General features: G+C 41.4%; 17 protein-coding genes. 12 read left to right on the top strand and 5 right to left on the bottom strand.

Annotated features, from left to right (window positions below; all coding sequences use genetic code 11):
* Window positions 1-75: 75 nt before the first annotated feature.
* Window positions 76-1,572, bottom strand: a complete 1,497-nt coding sequence (locus G564_RS0114645) for a TrkH family potassium uptake protein (RefSeq protein WP_029038315.1) — start codon at window positions 1,570-1,572, stop codon at window positions 76-78.
* Window positions 1,572-2,921 (bottom strand): Trk system potassium transporter TrkA, encoded by a 1,350-nt coding sequence (gene trkA, locus G564_RS0114640; protein ID WP_029038314.1) that lies wholly within the window; start codon window positions 2,919-2,921, stop codon window positions 1,572-1,574. Before trkA ends, G564_RS0114645 begins: the two co-directional genes overlap by 1 nt.
* A 135-nt stretch (window positions 2,922-3,056) precedes the next feature.
* Here trkA and ubiE point away from each other — a divergent pair, with 135 nt between their 5' ends.
* Together ubiE and porT are read left to right on the top strand one after the other, a co-directional pair.
* Window positions 3,057-3,785 (top strand): bifunctional demethylmenaquinone methyltransferase/2-methoxy-6-polyprenyl-1,4-benzoquinol methylase UbiE, encoded by a 729-nt coding sequence (gene ubiE, locus G564_RS0114635; RefSeq protein WP_029038313.1) that lies wholly within the window; start codon window positions 3,057-3,059, stop codon window positions 3,783-3,785.
* Window positions 3,786-3,789: 4 nt separating this feature from the next.
* Window positions 3,790-4,497 carry a type IX secretion/gliding motility protein PorT/SprT gene (gene porT / locus G564_RS0114630; RefSeq protein ID WP_029038312.1) on the top strand — a complete coding sequence of 236 codons (708 nt, stop codon included), beginning with the start codon at window positions 3,790-3,792 and terminating at the stop codon, window positions 4,495-4,497.
* Here the strand turns inward: porT and G564_RS0114625 are convergent.
* On the bottom strand, window positions 4,484-5,227 hold the full coding sequence (locus tag G564_RS0114625; RefSeq protein WP_029038311.1) for a TrmH family RNA methyltransferase: 744 nt from the start codon (window positions 5,225-5,227) through the stop codon (window positions 4,484-4,486). The genes porT and G564_RS0114625 overlap by 14 nt on opposite strands.
* Window positions 5,228-5,264: 37 nt before the next feature.
* On the opposite strand from G564_RS0114625, the gene tamL reads away from it, so the two are divergent.
* The 10 genes from tamL (at window position 5,265) to G564_RS0114570 (ending at window position 19,410) form a co-directional block, all read left to right on the top strand.
* Window positions 5,265-7,829: a translocation and assembly module lipoprotein TamL gene (gene tamL / locus G564_RS0114620; protein WP_029038310.1), complete on the top strand. Its 2,565-nt coding sequence runs from the start codon at window positions 5,265-5,267 to the stop codon at window positions 7,827-7,829.
* 43 nt (window positions 7,830-7,872) lie between these two features.
* Window positions 7,873-8,940, top strand: a complete 1,068-nt coding sequence (fbaA, locus tag G564_RS0114615; protein WP_029038309.1) for a class II fructose-bisphosphate aldolase — start codon at window positions 7,873-7,875, stop codon at window positions 8,938-8,940.
* Window positions 8,941-9,005: 65 nt separating this feature from the next.
* Window positions 9,006-9,863: an acetyl-CoA carboxylase, carboxyltransferase subunit beta gene (accD, locus tag G564_RS0114610; protein WP_029038308.1), complete on the top strand. Its 858-nt coding sequence runs from the start codon at window positions 9,006-9,008 to the stop codon at window positions 9,861-9,863.
* A gap of 126 nt (window positions 9,864-9,989) precedes the next feature.
* Complete coding sequence (rpsO, locus tag G564_RS0114605; protein WP_029038307.1) at window positions 9,990-10,259, top strand: 30S ribosomal protein S15; 270 nt, start codon at window positions 9,990-9,992, stop codon at window positions 10,257-10,259.
* A 310-nt stretch (window positions 10,260-10,569) separates the two neighbouring features.
* Window positions 10,570-12,804, top strand: coding sequence for a polyribonucleotide nucleotidyltransferase (locus G564_RS0114600; RefSeq protein WP_029038306.1), 2,235 nt, complete (start codon window positions 10,570-10,572; stop codon window positions 12,802-12,804).
* 169 nt (window positions 12,805-12,973) lie between these two features.
* Window positions 12,974-15,316 carry a TonB-dependent receptor gene (locus tag G564_RS0114595; RefSeq protein WP_029038305.1) on the top strand — a complete coding sequence of 781 codons (2,343 nt, stop codon included), beginning with the start codon at window positions 12,974-12,976 and terminating at the stop codon, window positions 15,314-15,316.
* 47 nt (window positions 15,317-15,363) lie between these two features.
* Window positions 15,364-16,434 carry a PepSY-associated TM helix domain-containing protein gene (locus tag G564_RS0114590; RefSeq protein WP_029038304.1) on the top strand — a complete coding sequence of 357 codons (1,071 nt, stop codon included), beginning with the start codon at window positions 15,364-15,366 and terminating at the stop codon, window positions 16,432-16,434.
* Between the two features lie 78 nt (window positions 16,435-16,512).
* On the top strand, window positions 16,513-17,376 hold the full coding sequence (locus G564_RS0114585) for a sigma-70 family RNA polymerase sigma factor (RefSeq protein WP_029035204.1): 864 nt from the start codon (window positions 16,513-16,515) through the stop codon (window positions 17,374-17,376).
* A 392-nt stretch (window positions 17,377-17,768) separates the two neighbouring features.
* Entirely contained in the window at window positions 17,769-18,431 is a 663-nt protein-coding gene (gene rpe, locus G564_RS0114575; RefSeq protein WP_029038303.1) for a ribulose-phosphate 3-epimerase, read from the top strand.
* Window positions 18,418-19,410: a YpdA family putative bacillithiol disulfide reductase gene (locus tag G564_RS0114570; protein ID WP_029038302.1), complete on the top strand. Its 993-nt coding sequence runs from the start codon at window positions 18,418-18,420 to the stop codon at window positions 19,408-19,410. The genes rpe and G564_RS0114570 overlap by 14 nt, the downstream gene beginning before the upstream one ends.
* A 396-nt stretch (window positions 19,411-19,806) precedes the next feature.
* Here the strand turns inward: G564_RS0114570 and G564_RS0114565 are convergent, their stop codons facing one another.
* Both G564_RS0114565 and G564_RS19405 read right to left on the bottom strand, forming a co-directional pair.
* Complete coding sequence (locus tag G564_RS0114565) at window positions 19,807-21,933, bottom strand: Tex family protein (RefSeq protein WP_029038301.1); 2,127 nt, start codon at window positions 21,931-21,933, stop codon at window positions 19,807-19,809.
* A 108-nt stretch (window positions 21,934-22,041) separates the two neighbouring features.
* On the bottom strand, window positions 22,042-22,404 hold the full coding sequence (locus tag G564_RS19405) for a hypothetical protein (protein WP_051205513.1): 363 nt from the start codon (window positions 22,402-22,404) through the stop codon (window positions 22,042-22,044).
* Window positions 22,405-22,554 lie beyond the last annotated feature (150 nt).

The raw sequence follows: 22,554 nt of genomic DNA, 5'->3' as shown, positions 1-22,554 counted from the left end.
ACTTGAATATTTGTACTTCAAGCTTGTAAATCTAATCTCAAAACTGATCACCGATCACTGACCACTGAACACTACTTATCTGTTTCTCCAGAAGAAAGGTGTCAGTAAAATGAGTACAGTGAAAAGTTCGAGCCTTCCAATCAACATGAGAAATGTACACCACCATTTCGCTAGGTTTGGCAGGGCATTGAAGTTATTTACCGGTCCAAGATCTCCAAAAGCCGGACCAATATTACCCAGGGCGGAAGCAGCTCCACCAATGGCGGTTTTAAAATCGAGTCCCATTGCAGCTAAAACAACAGCTCCAATTATAAAAGAAAGCATGTAAAGAATGAAAAAGCCCAGGATGTTAAAAACAATCTTCTTATTAATACTTTTCCCATTGTAATGAACAGGAAGCACAGCATTGGGATGCAAGGTTCTCTTAAATTCAATAAGTCCGTTCCTGATCATGATCACGTGACGCATCACCTTAACACCACCTGAGGTGGAACCTGCAGAACCTCCAAGAAAGAAAAAGCCGAAAAAGAAAACAGTCAAAAAGGGAGTCCATGCCGTGTAATCTGCCGTTACAAATCCAGTGGTTGTAACAATTGCCAGTACCTGGAAGAGTCCGTGTCTAACTGCACTTTCAAATTCCCCCCACACCATGGGATGGGCAATAGATGAAACCCGGGGATCTGCTTTAAAGAAAATCACCAGAGCAGCGATAGTAGTAAAGCCGATGATAAAAAAGGAATACCATTTAAATTCTTCGTCCCCAAACACTTTATTAAATCTCCCCTTAAAACCAAAGTAACTTATTACAAAATTAGTACCCGCCAGGAACATAAAAAGACAGATGATATATTGTACTAAAGGATTATCATTCCAGTACGCTAAACTGGCATTCTTTGTTGAGAAACCACCTGTAGAGAGTGTGCTAAGGGAGTGATTCACTGCATCAAACAATCCCATTCCCGCAACGTACAGGAGAACCGTTTCAGCAAATGTTAACCCTACGTATATAAACCACAATCTTTTTGCTGTATCCGTAATTCGGGGCTTAAGTTTATCGGCACTGGGACCCGGTGCTTCAGCTGCGAAAAGCTGCATTCCTCCAATTCCAAGCAATGGAAGAATAGCAATAGCCAAAACAATAATTCCCATCCCACCAATCCAGTGAGTCAGACTCCGCCAGAACAATAAGCCTTTTGGAATAGATTCAATATCGTTTAAAATAGAAGCCCCGGTGGTAGTATAACCGGACATCGTTTCAAAAAAAGCATTTGTAAAGGAGGGAATACTTTCGCTTATGACATATGGTAAGGTTCCACTGAGCGCCATGAATAACCATCCTAATGTAACTATTAGATATCCATCCCGTTTCTTTAGCTCTTTTTTATGTCCTCTGGTAAGAAGCATTCCCAGACCACCTATTGCCATTGTGATCAAGGCTGCGGCAAGAATATCCAAAGTTACTCCGTCTTCATAATAAAAGCTCACCCCTGCAGCAGTAAGCATAAAGCCTCCATTGCAGACCAGAAGCACACCCATAATATGGCTAATGATGGGTTTATTCAGTCTTGGCATTACAGAAATAATTTTTCGACCTTCTGAATCGCATGCGGCAAACAGCAAATAACAACCCTGTCTCCCGGAGATATTTTAAAATTTCCCAAAGCGATCTCTCCTATTCCGTTCCTGACAACTCCCCCAATAATTGCAGATCTTGGAAAATCCAGGTCGACAATTTTTTTATTGGCAACCTTTGAAGTGGGCTTAACAATAAATTCGAGTAATTCGGCATCCATATTATTCAAGCGTGTCATTGCCACAACTTCACCCTTTCTAATGTACCTGAAAATATTACTGGCAGCCAATAGTTTTTTATTGATAAGCGTATCAATACCAATAGAATGACTTAACTGAAAATAATCCATATTTTCTACCAGCGCAATGGTCCTCTTCACATTTTTTGACTTAGCCACAAGGCAAGTCATTATATTTGTTTCAGAATTTCCTGTCACAGCGATAAAAGCGTCCATATCCTGAATACTTTCTTCCTCCAACAATTCGACATTTCGACCATCTCCATGAATGATAAGAGCTTTAGGTAATTCATCGGCAAGATCAAAAGCTGTATCCTTATCACTTTCTATGAGCTTCACATTCAATTTCTTTTTGCAAAGGTCCATGGAAGCTTTTCTGCCAATCTTACTTCCACCTAAGATCATAACATTCTTCATCTCCTGGCGCTTCTTGCCGGTGAGTTTATAAAGTTCCTTCACACCGTCCCTGGTAGTTACAAAATATACCTGATCCCCGTCTCTAAAGGAGGTATTTCCACGGGGTATTATAGTTTCAACATTGTCTTTTCGCCTCATGGCGATAGGCATAAACTGTATTCCGGGAAAAATCTTAGCTGTTGCCTGGACCGTTCTCCCAATAAAAGCGGCTGAATCGGAAAGAGTTAGTCCAACCATAGTAAGAGCGCCCTCCTCAAATTCGTAACTATCATTAAAAGCAGACTGGTTGAGAAGTAATTCAATTTCCTTTGCTGCCAATGCCTCGGGAGAAATAAGCTCATCAATACCAAATTGGGTAAAGCCAATTTCCTCCTTATTATCCAGGAACTCTGTGTTGGCAATTCTGGCTATTGTGCGTTTGGCACCTAATTGCTTAGCTAAGACACAAACAGTAATATTGGTAGTTTCACTGCTGGTAACACCAATCAAAAGATCGACGTCTTTTACCTGCGCATCCTTTAAAACTGCAATGGAAGTCGCATCTCCCTTCAGGGTACGAATGTCCAGATGAGCATCGGCATAAACCAAATTTTCCCGATTGTTATCAATCAGGGTAATATCCTGTGATTCGTATGAAAGCAATTTTGCTAAATGAAATCCTACTTCACCGGCACCGGCAATGATTATTTTCATGAGGGCTATGTAAGTTCAAGAGGGACAAAGTTAGGATATTTACCTCAACTAAAATAAAATAGGCTTTGACAATTTGATTTTCAGCTATAATCATTTGGAGGATATTCTTGTATCTTTGGCAAAAATTTGTTCCGGATGTCAAAAAAAATAACTCCTTATAAAGATTCCGACCTCAATAAGAAGAAACAGGTTGAGCAAATGTTTGATACCATTTCCACCAAATATGATGGATTAAACAGGGTCATTTCCTTTGGCATTGATGTAAAGTGGCGAAAAAAAGTAATTAATATGGTAGCAGCCACCAACCCGGAATCTGTTCTGGACATCGCTACCGGCACGGGAGACCTTGCTATTAGTCTTGCAAAAACAGGAGCAAAAGAGATCATTGGGCTTGATCTTTCTGAAGGAATGCTTGCAGTGGGTCGAAAAAAAATAGCCCAGGAAAATCTATCCAAAAAAATTGAAATGATACAGGGAGACTCTGAATCGCTTCCTTTTGAAGACGATCGATTTGACGCGATCACAGTGGCCTTTGGAGTCCGTAATTTTGAAAATCTGGAAAAAGGTCTTTCAGAGATTTTCAGAGTTTTAAAACCGGGAGGAATTTTTGTCATTTTAGAAACCTCTGTACCCACTAAATTTCCTTTTAAACAGGGGTATCATTTCTATTCAAAAAACCTTTTACCCCTTATTGGTAAGCTGTTCTCAAAAGATAAGGTAGCCTATAGCTATTTGAGTGAAAGTGCCGCCGCTTTTCCATATGGGGAAGAGCTCAACAATATTTTAAGAAAATCCGGGTTTATAGATGTAAGACATAAACCTCAAACCATGGGAGTGGCGACTATTTATGCTGCATCAAAATAAAATTATGAAGAAGTACCTTATCCTGGCACTAATCCTCTTCTACGCCTTACCGGGACACGCCCAACTCTTTGGCAAAGAAGGCGTAGTTAACAACCCTAACTTTGATATGCAAAGGTTCTCCTGGGGATACTTCCTTGGGTTTAACACCTATGACTTTGATATCGACTATAAGAATTATGTGGCCAGTCCTGCAACAGGTAAGGATTTTTCTGTAGACAGAACCATTGGGTTTAATGTGGGACTTATTGGAAATATGCGGCTAAGTGATCACCTGGATCTAAGGCTTGAACCCGGAGTGGCTTTTAACAGGATCAATTTTCAATTCACCAAAGCAGATAGTAAAACCTTCAGGGAGATCAATTCAACTTTTGTTCATATCCCTTTATTGCTAAAGTTCTCAACCACCCGAATCAACAATTACAAGCCATTCGTAGTTGGAGGGGTTTCTACATCTTTGAACCTCTCAAGTAACGAGAATAATCCCGACGATAATGACGATGGGCAATTCCGGATGACTACCAACAACTATTATTACGAGATTGGTTTTGGAATTGACTTGTATCTCTACTATTTCAAATTCACCCCTTCGGTCCGCGGAATATTTGCCATTAATGATGAATTTGTAAGAGATGACAACCCCAATAATTTTTATTCAGGGAATGTAGATAAAATGTCTTCCCGGGGTGTATTTCTCAATTTCACTTTCCAGTAAGACTTCTTCGGCGGAATTCACTCAGAAAAATAGCAGTTGCAGTTGCAACATTCAGGCTTTCTGTTTCGGCAGACTGCCCAAATTGAGGAATAGATAGCTTCTTTGTCACCAGTTTTTCAACTTCTGAAGAAATTCCGTTTGCTTCATTCCCCATTATTATGAATCCTTCTGAAGGCAGCGACTGCGTATAAACATTTTCTCCCTCCAGGAATGCCCCGTAAACCGGAAGTTCGTCTTCTGCCTTTTTCAGAAATTGCGGAAGATCCACATAATTGATATTTACCCTGGCAATTGATCCCATAGTAGCTTGTACAACCTTTGGGTTGAAGCAATCTACCGTTCCACGGGAACAAATGAGGTTTTTAATTCCAAACCAGTCGCACATCCTTATTATAGTTCCCAAATTTCCGGGATCCTGGATCTCATCCAGAACCACCTGTAGTCCGGTAGCTTCAGGCTTTGATGGTTGCGGAATGTGAAAAATGGCTACAGCCGTTTGTGGAGTATTTAAATTGCTGATCCTTTTTAATTCAGCTTCAGAAATGAGAAAAGTCAGACTTTTTTCTGCCGAAAAAATATCTTCCGTAGTAAAAAGGGAATGTAAGATCAGCGGTGAATCCAGAAGCTCGAAAATGCCTTTTTTGCCCTCGATTATAAATAAGCCCTCTTTTACTCTGAACTTTTTTAGAGAGAGGCTTTTTATAAGTTTGATTTGGCTTTTGCTAAACATACCAAAGTTGTATTTTTGAGCACATTAAAAAGGCTACTTGAAACATATTTGGGCAAAAATATCATTAATTCTCTTAACTGCTTGCTTTCTTTCTTCGTGTAACGCCGTAAAAAGAGTTGAAGATGATCAAAGACTGTTAACCGATAATACAATTTACGTTGACGGGGAGGAGATCTCACAAAGAAAAATTTACAATCAACTTTACCAGGAACCAAACACTCGTTTTCTTGGTCTCCCGCTACAGTTATACCTGTATAATCAGGCAAAGCCCGATCCCGATACCACCTTTTTGAACTGGCTTCACAAGAAACCGGGGAGAGAAGAACGGCTTATAAAGATTCTATCAGAGAAACAGGTCGTGCGACTGGGAAATATTTACGTCAACATCAACGAATGGATGAAGGAGAGCGGGGAGCCTCCCGCCATAGTGGGAGAAGGACAAAGTCAGCGTTCGGCCGAAAGGCTAAAAGCCTGGTACTGGAACAATGGCTGGTTCAATGCAGAAACAGATTATGAGATCATTCCCGGAAAAAGGAAAAGGGCTGAAGTCAATTATTATGTTACCCCTAAAGATCCATATTTCCTGGATTCCATCACCACCAGGATTGCCTCAATTGTTGCAGATTCTATTTACAGCGTCCACCGTGCAGATTCTAAAATTGTTCCGGGGGTGCAGTACCGCACTCAGGATTTTGGAGCCGAAAGAGAGCGGCTTACCCAGCTATTCCGCAACAACGGATTGTATCACTTCGAACAGGAATATATTAGCTTTGAGGCCGATACCATAAACACAGGTAATAAGGTAAATACCGCAGTAATAATCCAAAACAGAGAAGCAACCGTAAACGGGGTGCAAACCCGCATTCCATATAAAGTACACAAAATAAGTAAGGTCAATATATTCCCGGATTACCGGTACGAAAACCGGAATGCTCCTGTTACTGATACGGCTTCAAATGAAGGCTATGATCTTTATAGTTTTGACGAATTACAATTTCGTCCCCGCGCGTTGACCGATGCTATTTTTATAACGCCCGAAAGTATTTATTCAGACGCAGATCGCACTCTTACCTATAACCGCCTCAACCAGCTCAGGATCTTTAGATATCCGAATATTCAGTATATGGAAGACCCTGCAGATACTACAGGGACAGATCTCATTGCAAATGTATTTCTCACTCCCCGTCAAAAGTATTCCCTGGGCTTTGAATTTGACCTTTCTCAAAGTAATATTCAAAAGTTTGGTATTGGATTCGGGGGCTCCCTGTTGATAAGAAATGTTTTTAAAGGAGCAGAGATCCTCGAGGTATCCGGGCGTGGAAGTATAGGCTCCTCCAAGGACGCAGCCAATGATGCCGACAGGTTCTTTGATATAACCGAGATTGGAGTTGATGTAGATCTTACCCTTCCGCGCATTCTCTTCCCCTTCTCCACAGAAAGATTCATACCCAAATACATGTACCCCTTCACTACTCTAGGAATTGGTGCAAGTACGCAGACAAACATTGGTCTTGACAAGCAAAGTTTTACCGCGGTAATGAATTACAGGTGGCTACCTAATGACAATCTCACCCACCTCATGGACCTTGTAAACATTCAATATATACGGAATTTAAATACAGACAACTACTTCAATGTCTATCGTAACTCCTACATTGAACTTAACCGGGTGGCAACATCTGAAAATGTGAATGCTCCCGATGAATATTTTGTTTTCAATGACAATGGGAATCGTTTTCTTCAAATCCCGGAAGGTGCAAATGCCTTCTTAAGATCTGCCCGTCTGGGAGAGATTGGAGATCTCACGGCAACTCAAACTCAAATACTGAATGATCTAAGGGAAAGGAAGAACAGGCTCTCTGAAGACAATCTTATTTTTGCCAGCAATTTCTCTTACATCTTAAACAAGAAGGAGAATATTTATGATGAGGATTTTTCTCGTCTCCGGGTAAAACTGGAAACTGCAGGTAATCTTCTTTCGGCTGTCGCTAAGCTTGGAGGTATTCAAAAGAATGAGGAGGATAAATATGATCTTTTTGGCGTCAATTTTTCCCAGTATGTTAAGACTGAAATTGATTATATAAAACATTGGGACCTGGGACGCGAAAATGTCATTGCCGTCCGCACTTTTGGCGGTATCGCAATTCCCTACGGAAATTCGAACAGCATTCCATTCATAAGGTCGTTCTTTGCCGGAGGACCAAATGACAACAGGGCATGGCAGCCGTATTCCCTCGGCCCCGGAAGCAGTGGTGGAAGAAACGAGTTTAACGAGGCGAACATGAAGATTGCCCTTAGTGCGGAATACCGGTTTAATCTTTTTGGCGACCTCAACAGCGCCCTGTTTGCAGATGCCGGAAATATCTGGAATGTCTTTGACATAGTCGAAGAAGAAGCTTCCACCTTTACAAGTTTTTCAGACCTGGGAGAATTAGCTGTGGGAACAGGTGTGGGATTGCGCTATGACTTTGATTTCTTCGTCCTCAGATTTGATATCGGCTTTAAAACATATGACCCTTCACTTCCAGAAGGAGAGCGATGGTTTAGGGGATATAAATTGAACAAAGCAGTATTCAATGTAGGTATCAATTATCCTTTCTAACCCGACTATTTTTCTTATTTTTGTTACCCTAAATACAATTTTTATGAGCCATAATATAAAACCCGGCGTAGCCACAGGCAAAGAGGTACAGGAAATCTTCAAATATGCGAAAAAAAAGAATTTCGCCCTTCCTGCGGTTAACGTAATAGGTTCAAGTACAATTAATGCTGTACTTGAGACCGCCGCCGAATTAAATTCCCCCGTTATTATACAATTCTCCAATGGAGGAGCCCAGTTCAATGCAGGTAAAGGTCTTTCCAATAAAGATGAAAAAGCAGCAATAGCAGGAGCTATTGCCGGCGCAAAACACGTACATGAACTTGCAGAAGCATACGGCGCTACCGTTATTCTTCATACTGACCATTGTGCAAAGAAATTGACCGGATGGGTAGATGGAATGCTTGACGCCAGCGAAAAACATTTCGAACAGTTTGGAAAACCCCTTTACAGCTCTCATATGCTTGATCTATCTGAAGAGCCTCTTGAAGAGAACATCCAAACCTGTAAAAAGTACCTGGAGAGAATGAGCAAAATGGGTATGACCCTTGAGATCGAACTTGGAGTGACAGGCGGGGAAGAAGATGGAGTAGACAATACAGATATCGATTCTTCTAAATTATACACCCAGCCAGACGAGGTTGCATATGCATACGAAGAATTAAGTAAGGTGAGTGATCAATTCACTATTGCCGCAGCCTTTGGAAATGTTCATGGTGTTTATAAGCCCGGAAACGTAAAGCTTACCCCTGTGATCCTGAAAAATTCCCAGGATTTTATTTCTGAAAAGTACGGAGTTGGAAAGAATACGATAGATTTCGTTTTTCACGGCGGAAGCGGTTCTACCGTGGAAGAAATCAGAGAAGCGATTGGATATGGTGTGATCAAAATGAACATTGACACCGACCTTCAATATGCTTACATGGAAGGTATTCGTGATTACATGGGTGAAAAGGCAGATTATCTGAAGTCCCAAATAGGTAATCCCGATGGCGCAGATTCTCCAAATAAAAAACACTACGACCCAAGAAAATGGGTACGGGAAGGAGAATTAACTTTCAAAGCTCGCTTGAAAAAAGCTTTTGAAGACCTGAATAATATCGATACACTTTAGAACCTATATAGAACAGGCTGCAAAAAAGCTATTTTTGCAGCCTGTCTTATTTAATCCCTTACAATATGGCCTGGTTTAGAAGAACACAAAAAGGAATACAAACTGCTACAGAAGATAAGAAGGATGTACCAAAAGGTTTGTGGTACAAATCTCCAACGGGAAAGATCGTTGATGCAGAACAGCTCGAGAAGAATTTTTACGTAAGTCCCGAAGATGGGTACCATGTAAGAATTGGAAGCAATGAATACTTTAAGATTCTTTTTGACGATAACAAGTATACTGAGCTAGACAAAAACCTTTCTTCCCGGGATCCACTGGAATTTGAAGACACCAAGAAGTATACAGACAGGCTTGAGGAAGCACAGAAAAAAACGGGATTAAAAGATGCAGTACGTACAGCTGTGGGTAAATCAAAGGGAAAAGATCTTGTTGTAGCTTGTATGGATTTCGCTTTTATTGGAGGATCAATGGGTTCTGTGGTAGGTGAAAAGATTTCCCGTGCGGCAGACTATGCCCTGGAAAATAAAATTCCGTTGATGGTGATCTCGAAATCTGGTGGGGCAAGAATGATGGAAGCAGCCTACTCTTTGATGCAGCTGGCTAAAACTTCAGCAAAACTGGCCCAGCTTGCAGATGCTAAAATTCCATATATCTCTCTATGTACAGATCCTACTACAGGTGGCACCACTGCTTCTTTTGCCATGCTGGGAGATATTAATATTGCCGAACCCGGAGCCTTAATAGGTTTTGCAGGACCGCGCGTAGTAAAAGACACCACAGGAAAAGACCTGCCGGATGATTTCCAAACATCAGAATTCCTTCTGGAACATGGATTTCTGGATTTTATCACTAAAAGATCTGAACTTAAGAACAGGGTAAATCAATATCTTGATCTTATTCTAAATCAGCCAATAAGAGCTTAAAACAGCATTTTTATCCTGATTTCCAGAAAAGTAAAAAATTACATCGCTCATATTTTATATTATATTATATTTGCGCCCTGGTAGAAAAACTGCCAATACATAAAAATCATTAAAATTAATATTGGAATGTATTTAACTAAGGAAGCAAAAGAAGAACTTTTTGCAAAACACGGTAAGGGTAAGAACGACACAGGATCTGCCGAAGGTCAAATCGCTTTATTTACTCACCGTATCGAACACTTGTCTCAGCACCTAAAGAAAAACCGTAAAGATTATAATACCGAGCGGTCACTTGTAATGCTGGTAGGTAAGAGAAGAAGCTTACTGGATTATTTGATGAAGAAGGATATTTTGAGATATCGTGCGATCATTAAAGAATTAGGATTAAGAAAATAATTAAAAGGGGCTATTATGGCCCCTTTTTTTATATCATTCCTTTTAAAAATCAGCTTTTTGAAAAAATTAAGTACAGATTTTTCTTTTTCTTTGAAAAATCTCCGTAATTTTTAACCTGAAATAATTCAGTAATAAAAGCTCATTTTTGACACCTGTAGTTTTTCTGACCTTACAGGTGAGAAAACAAAAGGCAGTTTTTCATTGGTCTTCACAACCCACAACAACAACAACACAACCTGTCCCGTTCAGACATAACGGGAGACCATTGTTTAACAAACCTGCAAATGAGCAGGAGTAGAATTTAAAATTTATGATTCCAAAGACATTTAAAGAGGTCATCGATCTTGGAGATGGTAGAACTATCTCCATCGAGACCGGTAAGTTAGCAAAACAGGCCCATGGCTCTGTTGTTGTACAAATGGGAGACGCCATGTTACTTTGTACAGTGGTTTCTTCTTACAAGGAAAGCACAATGGATTTCTTTCCTTTAACAGTAGACTATCGCGAAAAATTTGCAGCCGCAGGACGTTACCCCGGAGGTTTCTTCAAAAGAGAAGCCCGTCCAAGTGATGGTGAAGTCCTTGTAATGAGAATTGTTGACCGCGTACTGCGTCCACTTTTCCCTTCAGATTATAAGACAGAGACCCAGGTGATGATTCAGTTGATGTCTCACGATGAAGAAGTAATGCCCGATGCTCTTGCAGGACTGGCAGCTTCAGCAGCTATCCAACTTTCAGACGTTCCTTTTGAAACGGCAATTTCTGAAGCCCGTGTAGGAAGGATCAACGGCGAATTCGTGATCAACCCAAGCCGCAGCCAGTTGGAGCAATCTGATATCGATATGATCATTGGAGCTTCAGAGGATTCTGTGATGATGGTAGAAGGTGAAATGAAGGAAATAAGCGAAGAAGAAATGGCAGATGCTATCAAATTCGCTCATGAAGCCATAAAAGATCAAATTGCAGCACAACATCGTCTTGCCGATGCCTTCGGAAGAAAGCCGGTAAGGGAATATCCCGAAGCAAAGTCAGATGAAGCTATTGAAGCAAAAGTGCGTGAGGCAGCTTATCAAAAAATATATGATATCGCCAAGGGCGGTCACAGTAAAAGAGATCGCGGGGAAGCATTTTCAGCAGTGAAAGATGAAGTACTGGCCATGTTTTCTGAAGAAGAACTTGAGGAAAACACAGATCTGATCAAAAAGTATTTTAACAAAACTGAAAAAGAGGCAGTGCGGGAATTGACCCTTGCTGAAGGACTGCGTCTTGACGGAAGAAAAACAGATGAGATCCGCCCTATTTGGACAGAGATCGACTATCTTCCTTCAGTTCATGGTTCTGCTATCTTTACCCGTGGAGAAACTCAGGCGCTGGCAACGGTGACACTTGGAACTTCGAGAGAAGCTAACATGATCGACATGCCGACTCACCAGGGAGAGGAGACTTTCTATCTACACTACAACTTCCCTCCTTTTAGTACCGGTGAAGCCTATCCTCTAAGAGGAACTTCCCGTAGGGAAATTGGACATGGAAACCTGGCGCAGCGAGGCCTTAAAAATATGATCCCCGAAGACTGTCCATATACAGTAAGAGTAGTTTCGGAAGTATTGGAATCTAACGGTTCTTCTTCTATGGCAACAGTTTGTGCGGGAACTATGGCCCTAATGGATGCAGGTATTCAAATGAAAAAACCGGTATCTGGAATTGCCATGGGATTGATCTCTGAGGGAGAACGTTATGCGGTACTTTCAGATATTCTGGGAGATGAAGATCACTTGGGAGATATGGACTTTAAAGTAACCGGAACGGCCGACGGTATCACAGCCTGCCAGATGGATATCAAAGTAAAGGGCCTTCCTTATGAAATTCTTGTAAAAGCTTTAAAACAGGCGAGAGCAGGACGTATGCATATTCTTGATAAAATGGCCGAAACTATTTCTGAACCTAAAGCAAATGTGAAGGCACATGCTCCAAAAATGGAAAAAGTGGAGATTCCTCAGGAATTCATTGGCGCTGTGATAGGACCTGGTGGAAAAGTTATCCAGGAAATGCAGAAGGAAACCGGTACAACCATTGTAATTGAAGAAGTCGAGGATGTGGGGATCATTGAAATTCTTGGTGTGAACCAGGAGATGATCGATGAAGTTAAGAAGCGAATAAAAGCAATAACCTTTAAACCGGAAGTTGGTAAAACCTACGAAGTTCGGGTGGTGAAAATGCTTGATTTTGGAGCTGTTGTGGAATACACGCAAGCCAAAGGAAATGAGGTACTGCTTCACGTTTCTGAACTGGCATGGGAACGCACAGAAAATGTTTCGGATGTTGTGAACATGGGGGATATTTTTGAAGTGAAATACCTGGGAATGGATCCTAAAACAAGAAAACCGAAAGTTTCCCGCAAAGCACTTTTGCCTAAGCCTGAAGGATACGCTCCAAGACCACCAAGAGATAATAATCGTGGTGATGACAGGAGACGCGACGGACGCGATAATCGTGGACGTGACGATCGTTCCAGAGGGAACAGAGATAGAAATGACAGAAATTAGGACCTAATTTCAATATTTTTAAACGCCCTGCCTTTACGCAGGGCGTTTTTTTATGCTCATTTTCAACCAGATAAATCACACTGAAAATTTTCCTTATTTCTTTCTTTGTTTTTATTTAGATTGATTCTACATTTGCCTCCAATTTATAATCAATCCAAATAAAAATACAATGAGATTTCCCCTCCTTCTCGCTTTATTACTATCGGGTTTTATTGCGAATGCTCAAAATGCAAGCTTATCCGGTAAAATAACCGGACCTCAGAATGAATCCATTCCTTATGCCAGTCTTAGTTTCCAAAATACCGGCCTCTCAACAACCGCAGATGCCGATGGATCATACAACTTCCCCAGCCTATCTCCGGGAGAATATTATCTCCAGATTAGCTCCCCCGGTTTTAACACCGCTACAAGAAGAATTCAGCTAAAACCGGGAGAATCAAGAATACTCAATATTGTTCTGGAAGAAGAATTAAAGGACCTTGCCGAAGTAGTTATTACAACCAACCGACGTACCGAAACCCTTGATGAAGTACCCTCTTCCGTTTCTGTTTTAAACTCCAGGGATATTGAGAGACACAACCTTACAAGTAATTCTATTGCCGATGTTATGAATGAAGTTCCCGGCCTTGCTATTAGCACCAGTCAAACCAGCAGTACAGGTCAAACTTTAAGAGGACGAAAAATGCTGATCCTCATTGACGGAATTCCGCAATCCACTCCCCTGCGAAACGGGAGCAGAGATGTGAATACCATAGATCCTAATGTAATTGAGCGTATAGAGATCATTAAGGGCGCAACAGCCATATACGGTAATGGTGCAGACGGCGGGATCATCAACTACATCACGAAAAAACCCAAAGCCTATAAAAAGTTTGAAAGCACCACAGAGCTTAGCAGCGGGATTTCCCTGGTAAATACTGAACATACCCTGAGCTCCAAATTATCCCAAACATTTGCAGGACAGGCAGGTGACCTGGGTTATGTTGCAAATGCGAGCTTTGGACAAACCGGTATCTTCAGAGATGCTAACGGGGAGGTTATTTCTCCCTCCTATGGTTTAGGTGAAACAAACCAGTACAACCTTTTTGGAAAGCTGAATTATGATATAGACCATAATAACAATCTGGAATTCATGTACAATTATTTCAGCAGCAATCAGGATACAGAATATATTAATCAGCCCGGAGTATACGGAGTACGTCCTGCTATAGGAGTTATTGGAGAGGACCTGGGAGTTGACCAGGGAAACAGGTACAACCATAACGGCCAGTTAACCTACAATTCGTATAACCTGATTGGTAACACCGATTTTAGTGCCAACCTTTACTTTCAGGATTTTCAGACCGTTTACGGATACTCCCCATTCTTCTTTAACAGCGAAACCGGATACGAAGGCGGACAATCCATGATAGAATCTGACAAAAAAGGACTCCGCGCAAATTTTAAAACTCCCTATGCTTTTGGTGATAGTTTTAGCGGAGACATCCTGTATGGGGTTGATATTCTAAATGATGTAACTTCTCAATATCTGGTTGATGGCAGACTATGGGTACCGGAAGTGGATATGAAGAACTATGCTCCCTATGCTCAGTTAAAGACGATTTACCGGGATCTGGTTTTAAAGGCCGGGATACGTTTTGAAAATATCAATATTGATATTCCGGATTATACCACAATCTATATTATGCCAAATGGTGGTACTGCCCAGGGAAATGTTCCTGTAGAAGGAGGTGAATTAAAATATGACGCTACTACCTTTAATGCAGGTTTACGCTATAACCGTTGGGAGGTATTTAAACCTTTTGTGAGCTTTTCTCAAAGTTTCTCCATTGCCGACCTTGGCCGCACCTTAAGAAGTGCTACCGAGAATACGATTGATCAAATCTCTTCGGAAGCTGTGATCGCCAATAATTACGAAGCAGGATTCAATAGTTACTTCGGAAATACCAGCCTTAGCGGAGCATATTTCATAAGTACTTCAGAACTTGGAGCAACTTACCGGGAAGTAAACGGCGTATTCCAGATCGCCCGTCAGCCTGAAAAAGTATACGGTTTTGAACTTGCTCTTGATACAAGACTACTGGAAGATCTTACTTTTGGGACCTCCGTTTCTTATATTGAAGGAAAACTTGATGCAGAAGATGACGGCGAATTTGAAAATTATATGAATGGTGATCGTATTCCACCGGTAAAGGTGGCCAGTTATATCAGCTATAATATGTTTGATAAACTCAACATGCGTCTTTCACATATTTACAGCGGGAACAGGAAAAAGTTTGATCCCCGTCCCAACGGCAGCTACGTCTACGGCCAGGGTCCTGTAGAAGCATTTAATTTGGTAAGCCTTTCGGCCAATTATAATATGACTGCCAATACTATGTTGAGTCTGGGAGTGCAAAACCTGCTTAATGAAGATTACTACCTGCCTATTTCGCAGTGGGATGCAAGACCAGATAATTATATCAAAGGAAACGGGGCAAGGCTGAATCTCTCTTTTAAAGTAAATCTTTAGTAAAATGTAAACGGCAGCTATGATATTCATAGCTGCCTCTTTTATTCATGAACAACAGAAAAATACTTAAATACCATTCTATTGCCGGCCTTATTGCCGGAGTTTTTCTGGTGCTCATGGGAATTTCGGGCTCCATACTGGTTTTTCAATATGACATTGAAGACTATCAGTGGAAGGAATACAAGGAGGTAGAAAATTATTCAGGTCTTAATATTGACCTCGCAATCCGGAAGATCCAGGAAGAGTATCCCGGCTGGGACATCCGGCTCAAACATTTTAAAGAGCAGGAGGCTTTGATCTTTAACCTTCGGAAACCTACGGAAAGGTTGTTCGTTTTTGTACATCCATCCACCGGTAAAATCATAAAAGAAGTCAATGAATTAACCACTTTCACCAGATGGCTGCTGAAGTTCCACTACTCCTTTCAGGCCGGCTCGGCCGGAAGGATACTTGTTTTTATCATTGGCGTTATTTTTTTCTTCTCCCTTATTACCGGAATATATCTTTACCGCAAGAGCGTTCTTAAAACCCTTGCCTGCAGCACCCGTTTGAACCTGAAGACCAGGCGCACCTTTTATTCTTCCCTGCATCGCATTGTGGGGACCTGGGCCCTGCTGTTCAATCTTGTTCTTGTAGTGACAGGAGTTTTTCTAGCCTGGTCTGTAGCTGCTGCAGGCCTTAAATCTCCTGTTATACCACAAACTCCGGAAATCAGTACCTCTGTAGAGAATTTGCTCAACCGGATTGAATCCCAATATCCCGACTTCACTCCTACTTATATAAGGCTACCCCTGAATTCTGAAGGCAACCTTACAGTGTATGGCTTGTTTGATGACGATGCATTCTTTTATTCAGAATTTTACAACAGCGTACAAGCAAATCACACTTCCGGTGAAATAGAAGCTGTAGTAAGAGTGCAGGAAGCAGATTTGCAGACTAAACTCTCCAGCACTTTAATCCCCTTACATTTTGGTCAGTACGGCGGCATCTGGACCAAACTTTTGTATTGCTTAGTGGGCTTGTCCGGCCCCTTTTTATCAATCACCGGCTACCTCGTTTGGAGACAGGGAAAACCTGCAAAAAAATTGAAACAGAAAAAAAAATTTCATTATCTTTAATTCTTGTAACATTTCCAACCCATCTTACGTATAACTAATACAAGAGTTATTCATAATTAAAATCCAAGGAGACGTTAGATGAGACAACTTAAAATTACGAAGCAGGTAACAAACCGTGAAACTGCTTCGCTGGATAAGTATTTGCAAGAAATTGGTAAAGTTGACCTGATCACCGCAGATGAAGAGGTGGAGTTGGCACAACGAATTAAAGCGGGTGATGACCGTGCTTTGGAGAAACTTACAAAAGCGAACCTTCGTTTTGTAGTATCTGTAGCGAAACAATATCAAAACCAGGGATTGACCCTTCCCGACCTTATTAACGAAGGAAATTTAGGATTAATAAAGGCTGCCAAACGATTTGATGAAACCCGTGGTTTCAAATTCATATCTTATGCCGTTTGGTGGATTCGCCAGTCTATTCTTCAGGCTTTAGCAGAACAATCACGTATTGTGCGTTTACCGCTCAACAAGATTGGTTCCATAAACAAGATCAACAAGACTTTTGCTTTCCTTGAGCAGTCGCATGAGCGTCCGCCAAGTGCCGAAGAGATCGCGAAAGAATTGGATATGACCATTAATGATGTAAAGGAATCGATGAAGAATTCCGGTCGTCACGTATCCATGGATGCTCCGCTTGTAGAAGGTGAGGATTCTAACCTGTATGACGTATTACGTTCAGGAGAATCTCCAAACCCAGACAGAGAGCTTTTGCACGAATCTTTGCGCACAGAGATCGAAAGAGCTCTTGAAACTCTAACTCCCCGTGAAGCCGATGTAATTCGTCTTTATTTTGGACTTGGAGACCAGCACCCAATGACTCTTGAAGAAATTGGCGAGACTTTTGATCTAACAAGGGAAAGAGTAAGACAAATTAAAGAAAAAGCTATAAGAAGGTTGAAACATACCTCCAGAAGCAAGATCTTAAAAACATACCTGGGGTAATTCCCGGTAACAATGCAACAGTTGATTACTGTTCGTTTTTTGATTGATTGATGAAGAACCCCGGCTGATTACCGGGGTTCACCATTTTATATCATTTCAAAAAAACCTCCTGGAAATTCCGGGTACCGGGGCGAATTAAGAATATCAGGAATCGGGGAAATTGATCAGTCCCGAATAAATAGCTATTATAATTATAATAAGAAGCAAAATAGCTACAAAGCAACCCATTTTACCGTAATTTCTTTTTTTACTTTTTTCTTCAACTTCCATAATTTTCTTTTTTGGTTGTGGTTTACTCTTAAAGATACAAAAATCTCCCTACAGGATTGAGCCACAACCTTCCCTCTGTTTTAGCATAATTCTTGTTACTTTTGCATTGCAACAAACACAACATGAAAAACAAACTTATTGCTCCCTCAATTTTGGCAGCCGACTTCGGAAATCTCCAGCGGGATGTCGAAATGGTCAATCAAAGTGAAGCCGATTGGTTTCATATAGACATCATGGACGGAGTCTTCGTTCCCAATATATCTTACGGAATGCCGGTGCTTGAGGCAATCCAAAGACACGCTAAGAAGACAATAGATGTACATCTTATGATCGTGGATCCCGACAGGTACATCAAAGAGTTTGCTGCCCTTGGAGCTAATAATCTTTCTGTTCATTATGAAGCCTGTACGCATCTGCATCGTACCTTACAGGCAATTAAGGCCGAAGGAATGAAAGCCGGAGTAGCCTTAAATCCCCACACCTCTGTGGAACTTCTGGAAGATGTAATAAATGACATTGACCTGGTTTGTATGATGAGCGTAAATCCCGGGTTTGGCGGACAAAGCTTCATTGAAAATACTTATAAAAAAGTCAGAAAACTGAAGCAGATCATCGAACGAAATAATGCCTCTACTCTTATTGAAATAGACGGAGGCGTTACTAATAAAAATGCAGCACAACTAATAGAAGCCGGTGCCGACGTACTGGTAGCCGGAAGTTTTGTTTTCAAGGCTGAAAATCCCACGCAAACCATTAAAGAACTAAAAGAACTTGTCAACTCCTAAAGAAGACAATACATACGATATTATCATTGTTGGTGGTGGTCCCATAGGAATTGCCTGTGCACTGGAAGCAAAAAAGAAAGGTCTCAACTATGTCATTTTAGAGAAGGGTACCCTGGTGAATTCCCTGTACAATTATCCATCCAACATGACCTTTTTCTCCACTTCCGAAAAGCTGGAGCTGGACGAAATCCCTTTTATCAGTACCAATCCGAAACCTCACAAACAGGAGGCTCTTGAATATTACAGGCGGATAGTCACTTCAAATCATCTTAAAATTCATCTTTTTGAGAAGGTAGAAAAAGTGGAGTCCGCAGGGGATCATCTACACCAGGTTACCACTACTAAATCCACCTACACTTCCAAAAATGTAATAATTGCCACCGGATTTTATGATATTCCTAATTACCTGAATGTGCCTGGAGAGGATCTACCAAAAGTGGCTCACTACTATGGCGATCCACATTTTTACGCTATTCAGAAGACCATCGTTGTTGGCGCAAGTAACTCGGCAGTAGATGCTGCACTGGAGATCTACCGCAAAGGCGGGGATGTTACCATGATAGTCCGCGGCCCGGCAATTGGAGAACGAGTCAAATATTGGGTAAAGCCAGATATTGATAACCGCATAGATGAAGGCAGCATTAAAGCCGTTTTTAATGCCGAAATAAAAGAGATCAGAGAGAACGACGTAGTTATTACTTCAAAAGAAGGAGATCAGGTACTGGAGAATGACTGGGTACTGCTTCTTACCGGGTACCGACCCAATTTCGAATTTTTGAAGCGTATGGGCATCAAACTCTCGGACGATGGAAGAAAGATCCCGGAATACGATCCGGAGACCATGGAATCTAACGTCGCCGGCCTTTACCTCGCCGGAGTCATCTGTGGCGGTGTGGAAACGCATAAATGGTTTATCGAGAATTCCAGGGTGCACGCGAAGATGATTGTGGAGGATATTGTTCACAAAGTAAAGAGTTAGGAGAATTTTTTAAGATGGGGAAGTTGCCCGTTGTTCGTCGAGAGTTGAGAAAAAATTGGAATTAAGGGTTTGTAATTTGATGCTTTTACTCTTTGCAGGTGAAAAAATTGCTGCTTCCATGTTTCCAGTTCAGAAACTCTGAACCCCGATTATTGACTAACAATCACTAATCTTTAACTGCCGACTAATAAGTGCGACTGTTGACTGAAGAACGAATTTCTGAATTATTCCGGGCTCACTCCTAACATTTTTTCACGCAGCAACCAGAGGAAATAGAAAGGGCGCAGAGAATTATTTTCCTGAACACTGATCACTGAGCACTGATCACTAATCTTTAACTGACCACCTACCACTGACCACTCCTTCTAACTTCGTCCTTCTAAAATCTAACTTCCTTTAATCGATCATCGACAACTGTATCCGCTTTCTCGCTTCATCCACTTCCATAACGGTCACCTGTACGTGCTGATGTAATTTCACGACCGAATTCACATCGCTCACAAATTCATTTTTCAGCTTTGAGATATGTACGAGTCCGCTTTCTTTGATCCCGATGTCGACAAAACATCCAAAGTTGGTGATATTATTCACAATTCCGGGCAGTTTCATTCCGGGATGGAGATCTTTTATAGTTTTGACCTTGGGATCAAATTCAAAAACCTTGGCCGACTTCCGGGGATCTACTCCCGGTTTTTCCAGCTCCCGCAAAATGTCTTTAATAGTAGGTAATCCTATGCTGTCAAAAATGTAATTTTCAGGAGTAATTTTTGAAATGAGTTCTTTGTTGCCCACAAGCTCCTTCAGCGGCACGTTAAGATCGGCGGCCATTCTTTCTACTATGGAATAACTTTCGGGATGGACGGCCGAATTGTCCAGCGGATTTTCAGAAGTTGGGACTCTGAGAAATCCGGCGGCCTGTTCAAAGGCCTTTGCACCCAGCCGAGGAACTTTCAGCAGCTCTTTTCGGGAATAGAATTCTCCGTTTTCACTTCTGTAGTTGACAATGTTCTCGGCTAAAGCAGGGCCAATGCCCGAAACATAACTCAAAAGCGGCGCACTCGCAGTATTAAGGTTTACCCCTATTGAATTAACACAGCTCTCCACTACCCTGTCCAGCTCGTTCTTCAATTTTACCTGGTCAACATCGTGCTGGTACTGTCCTACTCCAATAGCTTTGGGATCGATCTTTACCAATTCAGCCAGCGGATCTGCAAGTCGGCGGCCAATGGAAACTGCACCCCGTACCGTTACATCAAAATTGGGAAATTCGGCTCTTGCTATTTTTGAAGCTGAGTATACCGAAGCACCGGCCTCGTTTACCACGAAAACCTGCACATCCCGGTCAAAGCGAATGTTTTTAATGAAGAACTCGGTTTCCCGGGAAGCGGTTCCGTTTCCAATAGCAATGGCTTCTATGTTGTAGGCATTGACTAAAGATTTCACTTTTTTTGAAGCCATGGCCACCTCCTTTTGCGGCGGATGCGGATAAATTGTCTCATTGTGCTGCAAATCTCCTTTCTCGTCCAGGCAAACCAGTTTACAGCCCGATCTATAACCAGGGTCCAGCGCGAGTATACGCTTATTACCAAGTGGTGGTGCGAGCAACAACTGTTTTAAATTATCGGCAAAAACATGTATTGCTTCTTCATCGGCCTTCTCTTTAGCTAAAACTAAAGTTTCATTTGAAAGGGCGGGAAAAAGTAAACGCTTAAGAGCATCGTCAATAGCTTCTTCTATATATGCTGTACAGGAATTTTTATGTGATTTCAGGATAAAACCTGCCACTATACGAAAAGATTCATCCTGCTCTACCTCCACTTTAACTCTCACAAAACCTTCTTTCTCTGCCCGAAGAATTGCAAGTAACCGGTGAGAAGGAATAAATTTCAGTTTTTCCACCCACTCAAAATAGTTCCGGAATTTCTGTGCATCATCCTCTTCCGCCTTTTTTTTAATCACATTAGAAGAGATCATGGCTTTTTGCTGAAATTGCTTCCGAAGCCGGTTTCTAACCCCTTCATGTTCGTTGATCCATTCGGCGGCAATATCTTTTGCTCCCTGCAGAGCTTCCTCAACACTGGTGACATCTTTACCGGTAAACCTTTCCGCAGCAGCTTTAATATTGGGCGAATTTTGTGCCATTAGCATTTTCGCCAATGGCTCCAGCCCTTGTTCCCGGGCAGTGTCTGCTTTGGTTTTTCTCTTTTTTTTGAAGGGAAGGTACAGATCTTCAAGCTGCAGGAGATCCTGAGTCGAAGTAATTTTGGATTCCAGTTCAGGGGTTAAGGCATTCTGTTCAGAAATACTTTTTAGAATGGCTTTTTTTCGCTTTTCCAGCTCTTCGTATTCCGCCTTATACTTGAGGATCAGGCCAATTTGCACCTCATCCAGGTTTCCCGTTGTTTCTTTCCGGTAACGGGAAATAAAAGGAATAGTCGCGTCCTGGTTTAAAAGTGAAAGTGTATTTAAAACGCTTTTCTGCGGAAGGGAGGCGCGGGAAATAATATAGTCTGAAATTGCCATTTTTGAAGCTGAAATTGAATTCCAAAGATAAGCCGCCTAAACCTATCCTCATAAAAAAAGCCCTCCGAAACTACTTCGGAAGGCCTCTTTAAGGTAATTTGCAATTATTTATACAAGCACTACGTCGTCAATCCTGGTAGAGCTTCCGTGACCGGCAAGAATTTTTCCGTAGAATTTTAGGTCGGCATCTTCCTTCCTAAAGGTCCTTGAAAGTTTAGAAACTGCTTCTTCCAGCCTGAATTTGTGTACCGTGATCTGAGGGTAAATATCCTTTTCATTCTGGTCTTCCACACCAACTTCAATAGTGTTGCTTTTTTTATCGTAACAAACGAAACTAGCCTGGAAGTTGTGCTGGATCAAATCCTTAAGAGCTTTTGGCAGCTCATCGCAAGTCTTACATTCTTCGATCTGGTAAGGTAACAGCTTTTTTAGCTGCTCCTGGATTTCACTTCTACTTTGATATGAGGTCATAGCTTTTGTTTTTTTAATTTTTGTTTAAAAATAAGGCAGTTACTCATGCTTCAAATACACTTTAATTTAGCTTTAACTTAAATTCCTAGTATTCTATAAGCTGAAGTTAATTTTCTAAAGAAATTTCTTACCTGAAACAGTTTCTTCTGC

Source organism: Salinimicrobium xinjiangense DSM 19287, from assembly GCF_000423585.1.
Classification (GTDB): Bacteria; Bacteroidota; Bacteroidia; order Flavobacteriales; family Flavobacteriaceae; genus Salinimicrobium; species Salinimicrobium xinjiangense.
Note: the sequence above shows the minus strand (reverse complement) of the source record. Positions and strands in the feature narration are given on the sequence as shown.

Coding starts and splice junctions, on each gene's coding strand:
- G564_RS0114645 (WP_029038315.1), bottom strand. CDS start 1,572: ATGCCAAGACTGAATAAACCCATCATTAGCCATATTATGGGTGTGCTT.
- trkA (WP_029038314.1), bottom strand. CDS start 2,921: ATGAAAATAATCATTGCCGGTGCCGGTGAAGTAGGATTTCATTTAGCA.
- ubiE (WP_029038313.1), top strand. CDS start 3,057: ATGTCAAAAAAAATAACTCCTTATAAAGATTCCGACCTCAATAAGAAG.
- porT (WP_029038312.1), top strand. CDS start 3,790: ATGAAGAAGTACCTTATCCTGGCACTAATCCTCTTCTACGCCTTACCG.
- G564_RS0114625 (WP_029038311.1), bottom strand. CDS start 5,227: ATGTTTAGCAAAAGCCAAATCAAACTTATAAAAAGCCTCTCTCTAAAA.
- fbaA (WP_029038309.1), top strand. CDS start 7,873: ATGAGCCATAATATAAAACCCGGCGTAGCCACAGGCAAAGAGGTACAG.
- accD (WP_029038308.1), top strand. CDS start 9,006: ATGGCCTGGTTTAGAAGAACACAAAAAGGAATACAAACTGCTACAGAA.
- rpsO (WP_029038307.1), top strand. CDS start 9,990: ATGTATTTAACTAAGGAAGCAAAAGAAGAACTTTTTGCAAAACACGGT.
- G564_RS0114600 (WP_029038306.1), top strand. CDS start 10,570: ATGATTCCAAAGACATTTAAAGAGGTCATCGATCTTGGAGATGGTAGA.
- G564_RS0114595 (WP_029038305.1), top strand. CDS start 12,974: ATGAGATTTCCCCTCCTTCTCGCTTTATTACTATCGGGTTTTATTGCG.
- G564_RS0114590 (WP_029038304.1), top strand. CDS start 15,364: ATGAACAACAGAAAAATACTTAAATACCATTCTATTGCCGGCCTTATT.
- G564_RS0114585 (WP_029035204.1), top strand. CDS start 16,513: ATGAGACAACTTAAAATTACGAAGCAGGTAACAAACCGTGAAACTGCT.
- rpe (WP_029038303.1), top strand. CDS start 17,769: ATGAAAAACAAACTTATTGCTCCCTCAATTTTGGCAGCCGACTTCGGA.
- G564_RS0114565 (WP_029038301.1), bottom strand. CDS start 21,933: ATGGCAATTTCAGACTATATTATTTCCCGCGCCTCCCTTCCGCAGAAA.
- G564_RS19405 (WP_051205513.1), bottom strand. CDS start 22,404: ATGACCTCATATCAAAGTAGAAGTGAAATCCAGGAGCAGCTAAAAAAG.